The sequence below is a fragment of the Pseudomonas sp. PvP028 genome (genome assembly GCF_017832255.1).
GTDB classification, from domain to species: domain Bacteria; phylum Pseudomonadota; class Gammaproteobacteria; order Pseudomonadales; family Pseudomonadaceae; genus Aquipseudomonas; species Aquipseudomonas syringae.
Window position 1 is genome coordinate 2,122,519 of sequence record NZ_JAFIBL010000001.1, and the last position, 14,842, is coordinate 2,137,360.

Below are 14,842 nucleotides of genomic sequence, written 5' to 3' on the forward strand. Positions count from 1 at the left end.
TCACCGAATGACCTTGAAGACCATCGAAGGTACCTTCATCGCCCCCCAAGGCCGCTATGCCTTGGTAGTTGGCCGTTTCAACAGCTTCGTCGTGGAAAGCCTGGTTAGCGGTGCCGTTGATGCGCTGGTACGCCATGGCGTGAGCGAAAGCGACATCACCATCATCCGTGCCCCGGGTGCGTTCGAGATTCCACTGGTTGTGCAGAAAGTTGCCCAACGCAGCGAGTTCGCGGCCATCGTCGCACTGGGTGCAGTGATCCGTGGCGGTACTCCACACTTCGAATACGTGGCAGGCGAGTGCGTCAAGGGCTTGTCTCAGGTGTCCATGGAATTCGGCGTGCCGGTCGCTTTCGGCGTGTTGACCGTCGACTCCATTGAACAGGCCATCGAGCGTTCCGGCACCAAGGCCGGCAACAAGGGTGCTGAAGCTGCCCTGTCTGCTATCGAAATGGTCAGTCTGCTGTCGCAGCTGGAGGCCAAGTGATTTCCGACGATACCGACCAGTTCAACCCGCGCGACGCCAAATCGCCGGAAGCCGCCAAGGGCAAAAGCGCCAAGCGTCGTGAAGCACGTCAGATGGCAACCCAGGCCCTGTATCAGTGGCACATGGCCGGCCATTCGTTGAACGAGATCGAAGCGCAGTTCCGTGTCGACAACGATTTCAGCAACGTCGACGGCACCTACTTCCATGAGCTGCTGCACGGCGTGGCAACCAACAAGACCGAGATCGACACCGCGCTCTCGCCTTGCCTTGACCTGACCATCGAAGAGCTCGACCCGGTTGAACTGGCCGTGCTGCGGCTGTCCACCTTCGAACTGCTCAAGCGCATCGATGTGCCTTATCGCGTAGTGATCAACGAAGGCATCGAGCTGGCGAAAGTCTACGGCTCCACTGACGGCCACAAGTTCGTCAATGGCGTGCTGGACAAGCTGGCGCCGCGCCTGCGTGAAGTCGAAGTGAAGGCCCACAAGCGCTGATTCGCGCCTGACCTTCATGGGAGAGTTCGAGCTGATCCGCAATTACTTCGCCGCCGCGCCCTGTGCGCAGGTGGGCGAGGAAGTTGCCCTGGGGATCGGCGACGACTGCGCGCTGCTGGCGTTAGCGCCCGGTGAGCAGTTGGCGATCTCGACCGACACCCTGGTTGCCGGGGTACATTTTCCTGATGCCTGCGACCCTTTTCTGCTTGGCCAGCGTGCGCTGGCGGTGTCTGCCAGTGACCTGGCGGCCATGGGCGCCCGGCCTGTCGCGTTCACCCTTGCCCTGACTCTGCCGCAGGTCGATGCCGACTGGCTGCAGGCCTTCGCTCGCGGCCTTGACCAGATGGCGCAAGGCTGTTCGCTGCGTCTGATCGGTGGTGATACCACGCGCGGTCCCTTGAGCCTGACCCTGACAGTGTTCGGCGCTGTGCCGGCCGGATCGGCCCTGACCCGCGCGGGTGCTCAGGCGGGTGACCTGTTGTGTGTCGGCGGCACGCTGGGTGATGGCGCAGGTGCGTTACCGCTGGTATTGAAGCAGCGCAGCGCCGAGCCCTTGATCGCCGAAGCATTGCTGGCCCGCTACTGGTCGCCGCAACCGCAACTGGCGCTTGGGCAGGCCTTGCGCGGCAGGGCGACGTCGGCGCTGGACATCTCCGATGGGCTGCTGGCCGACTGCGGACACATCGCTCGCGCGTCGGGTGTTCGTCTGGTGGTTGAGCGGGACCGGCTGCCGATGTCTGACCAGTTGCTGACCTTGTTCGATCTGCCTTCTGCCCGACAGGCTGCGCTCAGCGGTGGCGACGATTACATCCTGGCCTTCACACTGCCTTCCGAACACTTGTCGACGTTGCTGAAAGAAGGCTGGCCGGTGCATGTGATTGGCCGGGTAGAGCAGGGGCAAGGCGTCATTCTTGTTGACGACACAGGGCAAGACGTCACGCCTGACACGCGTGGCTACCAGCATTTTGGCGGTGAGCAGTGAGCCGATGAGCGCTTCTATCTATCGAACTTTATGATCTAAATGCACGAGAATTCACCCTGAGCGTCTGCAGGAACCTGCTGTTACAATACAAATCTTGCGAATTTCCAGTCTTCATACTGATCAGGAGCACACGGTGCCCGTCGTCTTTGTCGCCGCTTCCAAACTGCCCACTCCCTTTGCAGAGTTTGCCATGCACGGCTTTATCGAGTCGGCAACCGGCCGTGAACACGTCGTCCTGAGTCTGGGCGATGTGGCGGACGGTGAGCCGGTTCTGGGTCGCGTACATTCCGAATGCCTGACGGGCGACGCCCTGTTCAGTCAGCGTTGCGATTGCGGTTCTCAACTGGAAGCCGCCCTGCGCGCCATTGCCACCGAAGGGCGGGGCGTACTGTTGTACTTGCGCCAGGAAGGGCGCGGTATCGGTCTGATGAACAAGATCCGCGCCTATGAGCTGCAGGATGGCGGTGCCGATACGGTTGAAGCCAACGAGCGGCTGGGCTTTGCTGCCGATCAGCGTGACTACGCGATCTGCCTGCCGATGCTTCAGCATCTGGGCGTGCAGTCGTTGCGGCTGATGACCAACAACCCGCGCAAGGTGAAGGCCTTGACCGACATGGGCATCACGGTCGCCGAGCGCGTGCCGCTGCACACCGGACAAAACCCGCACAACCGCCTTTATCTGGCGACCAAGGCGGGCAAGCTGGGGCACATGATGGGCAACGAACATCAAAGCGAGGTCGGCCCCGCGTGACACGCAGCGAGGTTCGTCAAAAGCTGGAGATGCAATGGTGGCGTCAACTGGGTCTGACCCTGGCGCCATTGCTGGTGGTCTGTCTATTTTTCGGTGCCAGCGAGCCGCTCATTCCGGTGTTGGCGATCCCGCTGTTCATCGCCGGCATAGGCTCGATGTTCGTCAGCCTGAAACCCTTCGGCGCCTACAAGCGCGCGCTGGCGGTCACCCAGGCTGCACTCGATACACCCGAGGAGCCGGCAGCGTGGCTCAAGCTCGCGGCCATCCGCCGCCTGGCGTTCCTGGCCGCCGGGTTGCCCGCCTGGATCGCCGCCATCGCGGTTCTGTTCGGTCTGCATCCCTTGCCGGTCTGTCTGCTGGCGTTTGCCAGCGCAGTGCTGCTCTACCTGTACCGCATTCCTGCGCCTTCGCGCTGATCATCCCCAACTGACGCGGACACGATCAGCGCGAAACTCGATCAGGGATCAGGCTGCCAGCAACCACACACCCGCTGCCGCAGAGGCTGCACCGGCGATACGCACCAGCGGTGCTGCCGCCTGAGGCAACACGCGAACCATCGCATAACCCAGCGCGTGCAAGGCCGCAGTTGCAGCAACGAAACCTGCTGCATACGCCCACGGGCTGGACATCTCCGGCAGTTCAAGGCCATGCGCCACGCCGTGGAACAAGGCGAACAGGGCTGTTGCGGCGACCGCCAACGCCAGCGGCGGACGTACTGCCAATGCCACGGCCAGGCCCAGAGCCAGTACCGATGCTGCAATGCCGCTTTCCAGCGCAGGCAGGTCCAGACCTTCAAAGCCCAGCATGCCGCCGATCAGCATGGTGCCGACGAAGGTGCACGGCAGCGCCCAGCGTGCCGACCCTTGTTGCTGCGCAGCCCACAAGCCGACGGCAAGCATGGCCAGCAAATGATCCAGCCCACCGATGGGGTGGCTGATACCGGCGATCAGGCCGTTATCGCCATGACCGGGGTGAGCCAGCGCCAGAGTCGGCACCAGCAACAGCGCGAGGGCGCCAAGGGCTTTTTTGTAGTTCATCGATGGGTTCCTTTTGGTTGTTGAATTCAGGCTGCTGCATTCAGCAGGCCCTGGCGCTCAATGAAGGCAATGATCTGTTCCAGACCCTGACCGGTTTTCTGATTGCTGAACACGAACGGCTTTTCGCCACGCATCCTGCGCGTGTCGCTGTCCATCATTTCCAGTGACGCGCCCACCAACGGGGCGAGGTCGATCTTGTTGATCACCAGCAGGTCGGACTTACAAATGCCCGGACCGCCTTTGCGCGGCAGCTTGTCGCCGGCCGACACGTCGATCACGTAGATGGTCAGGTCGGAAAGCTCCGGGCTGAAGGTCGCGGAAAGGTTATCGCCACCGGACTCGACGATGATCAGGTCCAGGCCTTCGAAGCGGCGATTGAGTTGGTCGACTGCTTCCAGGTTGATCGAAGCGTCCTCGCGAATGGCGGTGTGCGGGCAGCCGCCGGTTTCAACGCCGATGATGCGCTCAGGTGCCAGTGCCTCGTTACGCACCAGAAAGTCAGCGTCTTCTCGGGTATAGATATCGTTGGTCACCACGGCCAGGTTATAGCGGTCGCGCAATGCCAGGCACAGCGCCAGGGTCAGCGCCGTCTTGCCGGATCCGACCGGGCCACCGATTCCGACGCGCAGAGGTTGGCTGTTCATTGAATTCTCCATAAGGACTGATCAGGACCGGAATAACCGGCTGTATTGACGTTCGTGCGCCATGCTCGCCAGGGACAGACCGAAGGCTGCGCTACCGGCATGGCAGGGATCTTGTGCGCTCGCACGGACCTGCGCCTGCTGCAATAACGGCAACAGCTCGCTGGTCAGCCGCTGGGCGGCTTGCTGGCCCAGCGGCAGGGTTTTCATCAGTACGGCCAGCTGGTTTTCAAGCCAGCTCCATAGCCAGGCAGCCAGCGCATCCTGCGGGCTGATCTGCCAGGCGCGTGCGGCCAGCGCCCAGCCAAGGGCCAGGTGCGGCTCGGCAGTCTGCTGCAGAAAATGGCGCGCATCACGATCCAGTTCAGGCAGGCCATCGAGCAACTGCTTCAAGGAGTAACCCATCTGCCGGCTTTCCAGATGCAGCTCGCGAGTCTCGCGGCTGGCGCGATGCTGTTCGCTGACTTGCAGCAGCTGACCCCAGTCACCGGCTGCCGCTGCTTCGCAATGAGCCAGCAGCAGGGGCGCCTCGAAACGCGCGAGATTGAGCAGCAGTTGATCGCCGATCCAGCGGCCTGCGGTCTGCGGGTCCACCACAATGGACTGCTCCACTGCCATTTCCAGCCCTTGCGAATAGCTGTAGCCACCGATAGGCAGCTGCGGGCTGGCCAGGCGCAACAGCGCCCAGGCGCTGTTCACTTGCGCACGCCAAACTGGTGCATTCGCGGCGGATAGTTGAAATCCTCCTCGCCTGCACGCGAGTGATGATGCCCACCGCCGTAGGCGCCATGTTCCGGCTGGAACGGCGCTTCGATGGTGTCGACAGTGGCGCCCAGTTGATCGAGCATCGCCTTGAGCACGTAATCGTCGAGCAGGCGCAGCCAGCCGTCGCCGACTTGCAGGGCCACGTGACGATTGCCAAGGTGATAGGCCGCGCGGGTCAGTTCAAAGGTGCTGCTGCACGTGACGTGCATGAGTTTTTCGGGACGCGCGCAGACACGCACCACGCGGCCATCCTGGGCTTGAAGAAACTCGCCATCGCGCAGCGGCGACTGGCCGCGTTGCAGAAACAGGCCGACGTCTTCGTTTTCCGCACTGAAGCAACGCAGTCGGCTTTTGCTGCGTGCCTCGAAATTCAAATGCAGCTCGGCGGCCCATTCGGCCTGAGGTTCGATTCGGTCGTGAATCACCAGCATCAGATAGCTTCCAGCCAATTGCGATGCTTCAAATCAGAGCAAGGGGCTTGCCAACAGTGCAGCTTGCGACGAAATGGCTGACAGAAGCGGGTGATGCGAGTATCGACACGCGCTGCATCGCTCTATTTAGGTGCGTAAGCGAGGCGGTGCCTTAATTTGGTGCGAGTCTTTTGGTTGATGGGAGCGTTAATAGTGAGACGTTTTTCTCGGGACGAAGCAGAGCGTGCCGACGCTCAATCGTGACTGCCCAGCCCCCGCCAGTGCCGTGCGCCAATGAAGATGAAGCGCAGTTGCTGGGTGATCTTCGCCTGAGGTGTCAGGTGCGGGGCCAGTGAGGCAGGGGGCGGGTCGATCAGTTCCGGCAGCATCGCGAACACGCTTTTGACCACCAGGTCGGCGATGATCGACAGTGCATCGGCATTCAGGTGCTGCCATTTGGGCATCTTTGCCAGGTCGGCGGTGAGGTCGGCGCTGATGCCTTCACGCAGCGCTCCGAGCGCCTGGCGCACCTTTAAGGAGCCGCCGTATTGTTCGCGCGCCAGAAACAGGAACTGCGAGCGGTTGGCCGCCACGCGTTCAAGGAATATCTTCACCGACGCACGAATCAGCCCGCCCATGGCGAATTCGTTGTGGCGCACCAGCCGGATGGTCTCGCGAAAGGTCTGGCCGACCTCGCTGACCAGCGCCAGCCCCAACTGGTCCATGTCCTCAAAATGCCGGTAGAACCCGGTGGGTACGATACCTGCCGTGCGTGCCACTTCGCGCAGGCTCAGGCTGCCGAAGCCGCGCCCGCTCTCCATCAGTTGATGGGCAGCATCGAGCAGGGCTCTTCGGGTCTGTTGTTTCTGTTCGGCGCGGGGCAGCATGGCTCAAACGATTCTTGGATTAGGCTGGGTTGCACTTTAGCAAATGCGCTTTACCTGCGTCGAAAGGGTTTTCAGTCAGGCTCCTTGAACAGTAATAGTGCATGAGTGCTGGCCTTCGATGCATTTTCGTATTCAAATCAAACCCTCGGCGCGTTTGTCAGTCGAACATTCATGTCGTATTCAGCGCGCCAGGGTCGGGGCGCTGTTTTCTGGAGAGTGACGCATGACGCGCAGCCGCAAGATTTTCGCCTGGACAGGTGCCACGTTGCTGGTGGTGCTGGCTATATTGGTCATTGTGATCGTCACTTTCGACTGGAATCGCATCAAACCCACCCTCAATGCAAAAGTCAGCGAAGCGCTGCATCGTCCGTTCGCCATCAATGGTGATCTGGATGTGCGCTGGACGCGTGAGCCCGAACTCGGTGGCTGGCGTGCCTGGGTGCCGTCGCCGCACTTTGTCGCCGATGACCTGAGCCTGGGTAACCCTGAATGGTCGAAGACCCCGCAGATGGTGACCCTCAAGCACGTCGAATTTCGTCTCTCGCTGCTGCCGCTGCTGGCGCAGCAAGTGGTTATCCCGCGTATTGATCTGACCGGCCCCGAGGCTAAACTCGAGCGTCTGGCCGATGGTCGCGCCAACTGGGTGTTCGATCTGCCCAAATCCGACCCGAATGCCGAGCCCTCCAAATGGGTGATGGACATCGGCGCGATCAAGTTTGACAAGGGACTGGTGAGCTTCAACGACCAGAAACTCAACGCCAATCTGGACGTGGTAATCGACCTGCTCGGCAAGCCGATCCCGTTCAGTGAAATCGTCGGCAGCAAGGAAGCGAAAAAGGCCCAGGACAAGGGCGCAGTGCCGCAGGATTATGCATTCGGTCTGGCGGTCACCGGCCAGTACCACGGTCAGAAGCTGAGCGGCACCGGCAAGGTCGGCGGTCTGCTCGCGCTCAAGGATGCCAATCAACCGTTTCCGGTACAGGCTGACGTGAAGGTCGGTGATACCCATGCGCTGATCGCCGGGACCCTGACCGATCCACAGAACCTGGGCGCGCTGGATCTGCGCCTCAAGCTTTCCGGCGCGAGCCTGAGCAATCTTTACCCGCTGACCGGCGTGACCCTGCCGGATTCTCCGGCGTACTCCACTGATGGCCGTCTGATCGCCAAACTGCATGATCCGGCCGGCGCCAACTTCCGTTACGAAGGCTTCAACGGCAAGATCGGCAACAGCGATATCCATGGCGATCTGGGCTTCGTCGCCAGTCAGCCCCGCCCTAAGCTGAGTGGCGTGCTGGTCTCCAATCAATTGCTGTTCAGTGACCTCGCGCCGCTGATCGGTGCGGACTCCAATGCTGCGCAGAAAAAGCGCGGTGGCGAGAGCAAGCAGCCTTCGGGCAAGGTTCTGCCTGTCGAGGAGTTTCAGACTGATCGCTGGCGGGCGATGGACGCCGACGTGGAGTTCACCGGCAAGCGCATCGTGCAGAGCCCGGATCTGCCGTTCACTGACCTCTACACCCATCTGGTTCTCGACGATGGCCAGTTGAGCCTCGAGCCGCTGCGCTTTGGTGTGGCAGGCGGCAAGCTGGACGCGGACATTCGCCTGAACGGGCAAAACAAACCGATGCAGGGCAGGGCTAAACTGTCGGCGCGCAATTTCAAGCTCAAGCAGTTGTTCCCGACCTTCGAACCGATGAAAACCAGCTTCGGTGAGCTGAACGGCGACGCCGATATCAGTGGGCGCGGCAACTCGATTGCAGCCTTGCTGGGGTCTGCCAACGGCGAAATGAAGATGCTGGTGAATGACGGCGCGATCAGTCGTGGCCTGATGGAAATTGCCGGGCTGAACGTGGGTAACTACGTAGTCGGCAAGCTGTTCGGCGACAAGGACGTGAAGATCAATTGCGCGGCCTCGAACTTCGGTATCAAAGACGGGTTGGCGACCAGCCGGCTGTTTGTCTTCGATACCGAGAACGCCATCATTTACATCAATGGCACCGCGAACCTGAAGACCGAGCAACTGGACCTGCAGATCAACCCTGAGTCCAAGGGCTTCCGCGTGTTCTCGCTGCGCTCGCCGCTGTACGTCAACGGCCCGTTCGCCAAGCCCAACGCAGGCGTACAGTCCGGTCCGTTGTTGCTGCGTGGAGCCGGCATGGTCCTGCTCGGTGCAACCGTAGGTCCTGTTGCCGGTTTGCTCGCGCTGGTCGCCACTGGCGACAGCGAGCCGAATCAGTGTGGTCCGCTGCTGGAGCAGATGCGCACCGGCAAGGCGCCGAAGACGGTGAAGTAACGCTCCATCTCTCGTGCCAGCGCTGGAGCGTGCGCAACGATGTTCACATATGTGCCTCGAGAAACTACCGGCCACAAAAAAGCCAGGACACAGGTCCTGGCTTTTCATTTGCTGCTGCGGCTTACAGATCGTTAAGAATGTCTGCCATGTCGTCAGCGTGCTCTTCTTCCTGAGCAAGGATTTCTTCGAAGATGCGGCGTGTAGTCGGGTCGCTGTCGCCGAGGTATTGAATGATCTCGCGATAGCTGTCTACGGCGATGCGCTCGGCAACCAGATCTTCGTAGACCATTTCTTTCAGTGTGTTGCCAGCCACGTACTGCGCGTGGGAGTTCTTCGACAGGGTGTCCGGGTTGAACTCCGGCTCGCCGCCCAGTTGCACGATACGCTCGGCCAGTTTGTCAGCGTGCTGCGCTTCCTGCTCTGCGTGTTCCAGAAACTCGGCTGCCGCGACGCTCGCTTTCAGGCCCGACGCCATGTAGTAGTGGCGCTTGTAGCGCAGCACACAGACCAGCTCGGTAGCCAGCGATTCATTGAGCAGGCGCAGGACCGTTTCGCGGTCAGCGCTGTAACCTTGAGTCACAGCACCATCCTCAACGTTCTGGCGTGCGCGCTGGCGCAGAGTATTTACATCGGAAAGCTGTGATTGCGGTGCAGAATTCATCATTTATCTCCAGGACTCATCAGGTTTTGCTGTCCCGCTCTGTGTATTGCCCGGCAGGATCAGCAAGGGTTGTGAGTGCTGGAGAAGGGAAAAAGTTTTATCGGATTTTCGTCGGTGCGCAAGGTTGTGACTGAATGTAAAAATATAAGAAACGAGTGCTGAGCCCCGCGGTCCCAACCTTGAGACCCAAATAAATCGTGGAGATACACAATGCTCAAGTTCCTGGGAAGCACCGTTGGCATCATCTTTCTGATCGGCCTGGTCGTGGTTATCGCCCTGTTCAAGCTGGTTTTCTAAAAAAGCATTCAACAAAAAGCCCGAGGCATCCATGCCTCGGGCTTTTTGTTTGTGCCTGCGTTTTGATTACATCGCTTTTTCGTTCTTCTCGCGTTGTTCGCAAGTCATGAAACCTTTGTTGGTTACACGGCCGTCGCTGTTGAAGCTGACATGGTAAACCTGTTTGTGGCCGTCTTTGTTCATGACGTAGTTGTTGCAAGTGCCCGGGTTGACCCGGCGCTCGATGGTGCTCGACGGCTCACCGCCGATGGTCAGGACCTGCTGGCGCGTCATGCCGTTCTCGACCTGCTTGACCAGCGGCTCGTTGCGATAAGTGACGTAGTCCACCGGGTTCTGCACGGTTGTGTTGCTGCAGCCAGCCATCGTCGCCAATACAAAGGTCGCCGCGAAGAGTTTTTTGTACATCGTTATTGCTCCACATGTCAGAGCCGGTTTTGGCCCGGTACGCCTTGGAGCAGAGGAGAGGCCAAGAGTTCGAAAAAAAGATGGCGATGAGGCAGTACCTTGCATCGACCCTGATGCCGGTGCTGAACCCCCCGAACGGCATGACGATCGGGCATGAAAAGCGCTTTGAATATTCCTCGCACGTTCCCGAAAGGCCGAGGTCAATCTGATGGCATGGTTGAGCGTTTTGCTCAGCCTTGGGCTCGGTCATCGGTTGTCGGACCGTAGTTCGTTAATCAGCCGTTCCTCAGTGACGGCCAGGAAGATGCGATGAGCGATAAAGAGCTGTATGAGATCGAGTACACCCTGCTCGGCGAGCACCACGTAGACATTATCGAGAATCTGGACGTGCCCATCATCGAAGTCGTGCACGAACTGGCGCTCAAGCATCACGTAGAGCTGGACGAGCTGCCAATGGGTGAAGCCGGGCTGCCCCTTGCCGCCGGCATCACCGATGTGTCGATTCACAGCCTGGAGGGCAGCGAAGGCAGCGCGACTGTCTAATCCGCCTTTGACCGCAGCGGCGTTGTCCAGCGTTCCGCGAGGATGACGCCGCACAGGGTCAGCGCTCCGCCGAACAGGTGATAGAGCGCCAGTTTCTCGCCCAGTGTCGCCGCGGCAATCAAGGCCGTGGCGATGGGCATCAGGTTGAAGAACAGTGTTGTGCGGCTGGGGCCCAGGCGCATGATCGAGGTCATCCACAGCCACGGCGCGAGCATCGACGTTGGAATCGCGGCATACAGCACCATCGGGATGTTGCTCGCATTCAGGCCGGTTTTCGCCGACAGCATGAACGGCGGCAGTAAAACGATAATCGCCAGCAGGATCTGTACGTAAAGCAACTGCAGGGGCGGCAAACGCAACTGCCACTTCTTCAGCAGTGTGCTGTAGACCGCATACGACGCGGCGGCCACCAGCACCATCGCATCGCCCCGATTGACACCCTGCTCGATCAGGCCGGCCGGATTGCCCGCCGAGACCACGACCACCACACCCGCGAATGACAGCGCCGCCCCCAGCAGCGCACCCGAGGTCAAGCGAGTGCCGAGGCAGGCTATCGACAGCCCCAGCGCCATCATCGGCACCATCGACTGAATGATCCCCATATTGGTGGCAGTTGTCAGGCTGGCCGCGAAATACGCCAGGCTCTGATACAGCGCTGTGCCAAGCACGGCCAGAATGAAGATCTTGCCGAGTACCGGTCTTATTGCCGCGCGGTTCGCCCACACCGGCCCGAGCATGAACGGCGTGAACAGCAAGCCGGCCAGCGCCCAGCGATAAAAGCCTATTTCAGCCGGAAAGATCACCCCGGCAGACGCCTTGGTGACGGCTGTGTTGATCGCCCAGATAAGGACGGTGATCAGCGGGAAAGCGTATTGCATAAGGGGATCATCGTTAAAGCGAGGCGTAATTATCCGCCTGTTTGTCGAGAATGCCAGCGGCGATATTCGGCGCCCCGTCACAGACTGCAGACGCTGACTACACTGAATCTCAGCCTGTGCCGCCCGGCGCAGTGGATCTGGAGAGTGGATCGATGAACAAGCTCGGTATTCCTGTGTTGCTCGTTGGCTTGATGTTGTCTGCCCAGGGTTTCGCTGCGACCGCGCAGCAGAACAAAATGACCACCTGCAATGCCGACGCCAGCGCGAAGTCGCTCAAGGGCGATGAGCGCAAGGCGTTCATGAGCACTTGCCTGAAAGCGGCACCGCCGCCGGCGGCCACCCAGCAGGAGAAGATGAAAACCTGCAACGCGACCGCCAGCACTCAGGCGCTCAAGGGCGATGAGCGCAAGAGTTTCATGAGCGATTGTCTCAAGAAGAAATAATTTTTCAGTCGGCATCTTTACTGCGGGCAACAGGCGCGGGTGCAGTAAACACTGCACTTTCGCGCTGTTCTCGAGCCGATCATCGGGCAGATGATTGCGGCTTGTTTTTTACCGCTTTCGGATCACTGGTTATGGGCCAAGAAGGCTGGCAGACTGCCCACCTTCCTTGTGTTGCCCGTTGAGGGTCTATGCCAACGTTTTCTGCGCGTCAGGTGTTAATAGCCAGCTGGATTCTTGTATTTGGCGGTCTGTTATTGGTGTTGCCATTCAAGTTGTTGCCCAGCCTGCTGGCTGGACTGTTGGTGTTCGAGCTGGTCAACATGTTGACTCCCAAGTTGCAACGTCTGATCTCCGGCGAACGGGCCCGCTGGCTGGCTGTGGCGCTGCTGGGCACGCTGGTGGTCAGCCTGCTGACACTGATTTTTGCCGGTGCCATCAGTTTTGTGCTGCATGAAGCCGAAAATCCGGGTGCCTCGCTCGACAAGTTCATGACCCTGGTCGACCGCGCGCGTGGTCAGTTGCCTCCGTTCATCGATGCTTATCTGCCTGCCAGTGCAGCGGAGTTTCAGGTTTCGCTCGGGCAATGGCTGCAGAAGCACGTGGGCGAATTGCAGTTGATCGGCAAGGGGGCGGCGCACATGTTCGTCACCATGCTGATCGGCATGGTGCTGGGCGCGATCATTGCCTTGCAGCGTATCTCCGATGTGCATGCGCGCAAGCCGCTGGCGGCTGCTCTGTTCGATCGGCTGCACTTGGTCAGCCGGGCGTTTCGCAACATTGTTTTCGCCCAGATCAAGATTTCCCTGCTCAATACGGCGTTTACCTCGGTGTTCCTGGCCATCGTATTGCCGCTGTGCGGGATTCACCTGCCACTGACCAAGACCCTGATCATCATGACCTTCCTGCTTGGCCTGTTGCCGGTGGTGGGTAACCTGATGTCAAACACGCTGATCTTCATCGTCGGCATGTCCATCTCGATCTGGGTTGCGCTGGCGGCGCTGGGCTACCTGATCGTGATCCACAAGGTCGAGTACTTCCTCAATGCGCGCATCGTGGGCGGACAGATCAACGCCAAGTCGTGGGAGCTGCTGCTGGCGATGCTGCTGTTCGAAGCCGCATTCGGTCTGCCGGGCGTGGTCGCAGGGCCGATTTACTATGCTTACCTGAAGAGCGAGTTGCAGAAGGAAGGGTTGGTCTAGTGCGCTTGCGTAGATAGGCGTCCGAAAGAACGCCTATCGTGCCAGTTCACCGCGTTGGCATGCAGTTCTGGACGCTCTGCGTCTGCGGTGCTGCAGCGCATCCACATGGCTCGAAACACTCCCGCCCGTGGGAGTGAGCTTGCTCACGAAGAGGCCCGTGCAGCCGCTGGAAGTCCATTGGTGAGGTAATCCGTCTTCGCGAGCAAGCTCGCTCCCACAAGATCAGCGATCTGTGACGCGGAGCATCACGAAGGGCATTCCCACGATAGGCGCATGACTAGCCGTAACGCTTCTTCGCTTCGATGGCCAGGCCGCTGCCGATGCTGCCGAAGATGTTGCCTTCAACGTGGCGTGCGTTGGGCAGCATGTTCGAGACGCTGTTGCGCAGGGCAGGGATACCGCTTGAACCGCCGGTGAAGAACACCGTGCTGACCTGTTCGACACTCACTCCCGCATCGTTCAGCAAGTTCGTCACGCTGTTGCGCACCCGCTCAAGCTGGGCGTCGATGGCGGCTTCGAACATCACCCGGCTCAGGTCCACGCTCAGGCCGGCTTCCACTCGATCCATGAGCAGGTGACGGCTGTCGGCGTGAGTCAGCTGGATCTTGGTTTCTTCCACTTCCATGGCCAGCCAGTGCCCGGCGCGCTGTTCGATCAGTTTGAACAGGCGATCGATACCGCCAGTGTCTTCGATGTCGTAGCGCATGCTGCCCAGGGCCAGTTGCGATTTTTGCGAGTACACGGCGTTGATGGTGTGCCAGGTCGCCAGGTTCATGTGGTGACTGGTCGGCATGTACGCACCGCTTTTCATGCGGCTGCCATAACCGAACAGCGGCATCACGCCTTGCAGGCTCAACTGCTTGTCGAAGTCGGTCCCGCCGATGTGCACGCCACCGGTGGCGAGGATGTCCTGCTGGCGATCATCGTGCTGGCGGCGCTCGGGCGACAGACGCACCAGCGAAAAGTCCGAAGTACCGCCGCCGATGTCGACGATCAGCACCAGTTCTTCGTCCTGGATGGTGGACTCGTAATCGAAGGCCGCAGCGATAGGCTCGAACTGGAACGACACGTCCTTGAAGCCGATCTTGCGTGCCACTTCAGCCAGCGTATCTTCGGCTTCCTGATCGGCCTGGGCGTCGTCATCGACAAAATGCACCGGACGGCCCAGCACGACTTGCTCGAATTCGCGTCCGGCCGTTTGCTCCGCGCGCTTTTTCAGCTCGCCGATAAACAGGGCCAGCAAATCCTTGAAGGGCATCGCCGTGCCCAGCACGCTGGTGTCATGTTTGATCAGCTTCGAGCCCAGCAGGCTCTTGAGCGAGCGCATCAGGCGGCCTTCGTAGCCTTCCAGATACTCGTGCAGCGCCAGGCGGCCATACACCGGGCGGCGCTCTTCCATATTGAAGAACACCACCGAAGGCAGGGTAATCTTGTCGTCCTCCAGCGCGATCAACGATTCCATGCCGGGTCGTTGCCAGCCGACAGTGGAGTTGGACGTGCCGAAATCGATGCCGCAGGCACGGGCCGGGGATTGGTCATTCATGTCTTTTACGTTCCAGTCAAAAAACGGCCGCGCAGTTTATGTCAGCGCGGGCAAATTGCGTAGCGCGACACGTCGCTTATATTTACTTGGCTGTATTTGCGGCCAAGGCTTGAACTGAAGCCTGTTACCCCC

Annotated in this window: 19 protein-coding genes; 9 read left to right on the forward strand and 10 right to left on the reverse strand. The window is 60.0% G+C overall.

All coding sequences use genetic code 11. The annotated features are described in order from the left end of the window. Positions 1-7 precede the first annotated feature (7 nt). The 5 genes from ribE to JOE34_RS09570 all read left to right on the forward strand — a co-directional run bounded on the left by ribE (position 8) and on the right by JOE34_RS09570 (position 3,127). Complete coding sequence (gene ribE, locus JOE34_RS09550) at positions 8-484, forward strand: 6,7-dimethyl-8-ribityllumazine synthase (protein WP_002555427.1); 477 nt, start codon at positions 8-10, stop codon at positions 482-484. Continuing rightward, the gene (nusB, locus tag JOE34_RS09555; protein WP_003317045.1) at positions 481-978 is read left to right on the forward strand and encodes a transcription antitermination factor NusB; all 498 of its coding nucleotides are present in this window, start codon (positions 481-483) and stop codon (positions 976-978) included. Before ribE ends, nusB begins: the two co-directional genes overlap by 4 nt. Positions 979-994: 16 nt before the next feature. Then, positions 995-1,960, forward strand: a complete 966-nt coding sequence (gene thiL / locus JOE34_RS09560; RefSeq protein ID WP_122335533.1) for a thiamine-phosphate kinase — start codon at positions 995-997, stop codon at positions 1,958-1,960. A gap of 133 nt (positions 1,961-2,093) precedes the next feature. Further along, complete coding sequence (gene ribA, locus JOE34_RS09565; RefSeq protein WP_003317043.1) at positions 2,094-2,711, forward strand: GTP cyclohydrolase II; 618 nt, start codon at positions 2,094-2,096, stop codon at positions 2,709-2,711. Continuing rightward, the gene (locus JOE34_RS09570) at positions 2,708-3,127 is read left to right on the forward strand and encodes a hypothetical protein (RefSeq protein ID WP_003317042.1); all 420 of its coding nucleotides are present in this window, start codon (positions 2,708-2,710) and stop codon (positions 3,125-3,127) included. Before ribA ends, JOE34_RS09570 begins: the two co-directional genes overlap by 4 nt. A 48-nt stretch (positions 3,128-3,175) precedes the next feature. On the opposite strand, the gene JOE34_RS09575 is transcribed toward JOE34_RS09570, so the two are convergent. The 5 genes from JOE34_RS09575 to JOE34_RS09595 all read right to left on the reverse strand — a co-directional run bounded on the left by JOE34_RS09575 (position 3,176) and on the right by JOE34_RS09595 (position 6,451). After that, the gene (locus JOE34_RS09575; RefSeq protein ID WP_003391854.1) at positions 3,176-3,748 is read right to left on the reverse strand and encodes a HupE/UreJ family protein; all 573 of its coding nucleotides are present in this window, start codon (positions 3,746-3,748) and stop codon (positions 3,176-3,178) included. 26 nt (positions 3,749-3,774) lie between these two features. Continuing rightward, a complete protein-coding gene (gene ureG, locus JOE34_RS09580) occupies positions 3,775-4,392 on the reverse strand; it encodes an urease accessory protein UreG (RefSeq protein WP_003347890.1) in 618 nt (205 codons plus the stop codon). 21 nt (positions 4,393-4,413) lie between these two features. Continuing rightward, positions 4,414-5,088, reverse strand: coding sequence for an urease accessory protein UreF (locus tag JOE34_RS09585; protein WP_024663240.1), 675 nt, complete (start codon positions 5,086-5,088; stop codon positions 4,414-4,416). Then, positions 5,085-5,585, reverse strand: a complete 501-nt coding sequence (gene ureE, locus JOE34_RS09590) for an urease accessory protein UreE (protein WP_003317039.1) — start codon at positions 5,583-5,585, stop codon at positions 5,085-5,087. Before ureE ends, JOE34_RS09585 begins: the two co-directional genes overlap by 4 nt. Before the next feature lie 233 nt (positions 5,586-5,818). Beyond that, positions 5,819-6,451, reverse strand: coding sequence for a TetR family transcriptional regulator (locus tag JOE34_RS09595; protein ID WP_002555418.1), 633 nt, complete (start codon positions 6,449-6,451; stop codon positions 5,819-5,821). Between the two features lie 223 nt (positions 6,452-6,674). On the opposite strand from JOE34_RS09595, the gene JOE34_RS09600 reads away from it, so the two are divergent. Further along, positions 6,675-8,741 (forward strand): AsmA family protein, encoded by a 2,067-nt coding sequence (locus JOE34_RS09600; protein WP_024648031.1) that lies wholly within the window; start codon positions 6,675-6,677, stop codon positions 8,739-8,741. Positions 8,742-8,862: 121 nt separating this feature from the next. Here the strand turns inward: JOE34_RS09600 and JOE34_RS09605 are convergent, their stop codons facing one another. The 3 genes from JOE34_RS09605 to osmE are packed head-to-tail and all read right to left on the reverse strand — an operon-like array spanning position 8,863 to position 10,104. Further along, complete coding sequence (locus JOE34_RS09605; RefSeq protein WP_003317037.1) at positions 8,863-9,402, reverse strand: ferritin-like domain-containing protein; 540 nt, start codon at positions 9,400-9,402, stop codon at positions 8,863-8,865. Positions 9,403-9,405: 3 nt separating this feature from the next. Further along, positions 9,406-9,732 carry a hypothetical protein gene (locus JOE34_RS09610; protein ID WP_209995616.1) on the reverse strand — a complete coding sequence of 109 codons (327 nt, stop codon included), beginning with the start codon at positions 9,730-9,732 and terminating at the stop codon, positions 9,406-9,408. Between the two features lie 33 nt (positions 9,733-9,765). Further along, entirely contained in the window at positions 9,766-10,104 is a 339-nt protein-coding gene (gene osmE, locus JOE34_RS09615) for an osmotically-inducible lipoprotein OsmE (protein WP_003317036.1), read from the reverse strand. Positions 10,105-10,413: 309 nt separating this feature from the next. On the opposite strand from osmE, the gene JOE34_RS09620 reads away from it, so the two are divergent. Then, positions 10,414-10,647: a hypothetical protein gene (locus JOE34_RS09620; protein WP_003317034.1), complete on the forward strand. Its 234-nt coding sequence runs from the start codon at positions 10,414-10,416 to the stop codon at positions 10,645-10,647. Here JOE34_RS09620 and JOE34_RS09625 read toward each other — a convergent pair. After that, complete coding sequence (locus JOE34_RS09625; protein ID WP_003391860.1) at positions 10,644-11,525, reverse strand: DMT family transporter; 882 nt, start codon at positions 11,523-11,525, stop codon at positions 10,644-10,646. The genes JOE34_RS09620 and JOE34_RS09625 overlap by 4 nt on opposite strands. Before the next feature lie 152 nt (positions 11,526-11,677). Between JOE34_RS09625 and JOE34_RS09630 the strand changes: the two genes are divergently transcribed. Next, positions 11,678-11,968, forward strand: coding sequence for a PsiF family protein (locus JOE34_RS09630; RefSeq protein ID WP_003305605.1), 291 nt, complete (start codon positions 11,678-11,680; stop codon positions 11,966-11,968). A 188-nt stretch (positions 11,969-12,156) separates the two neighbouring features. Beyond that, complete coding sequence (locus JOE34_RS09635) at positions 12,157-13,167, forward strand: AI-2E family transporter (protein WP_003347907.1); 1,011 nt, start codon at positions 12,157-12,159, stop codon at positions 13,165-13,167. A gap of 277 nt (positions 13,168-13,444) precedes the next feature. Here JOE34_RS09635 and JOE34_RS09640 read toward each other — a convergent pair whose 3' ends face one another. Next, positions 13,445-14,710 (reverse strand): Hsp70 family protein, encoded by a 1,266-nt coding sequence (locus JOE34_RS09640; protein ID WP_003347909.1) that lies wholly within the window; start codon positions 14,708-14,710, stop codon positions 13,445-13,447. Between the last annotated feature and the right edge of the window lie 132 nt (positions 14,711-14,842).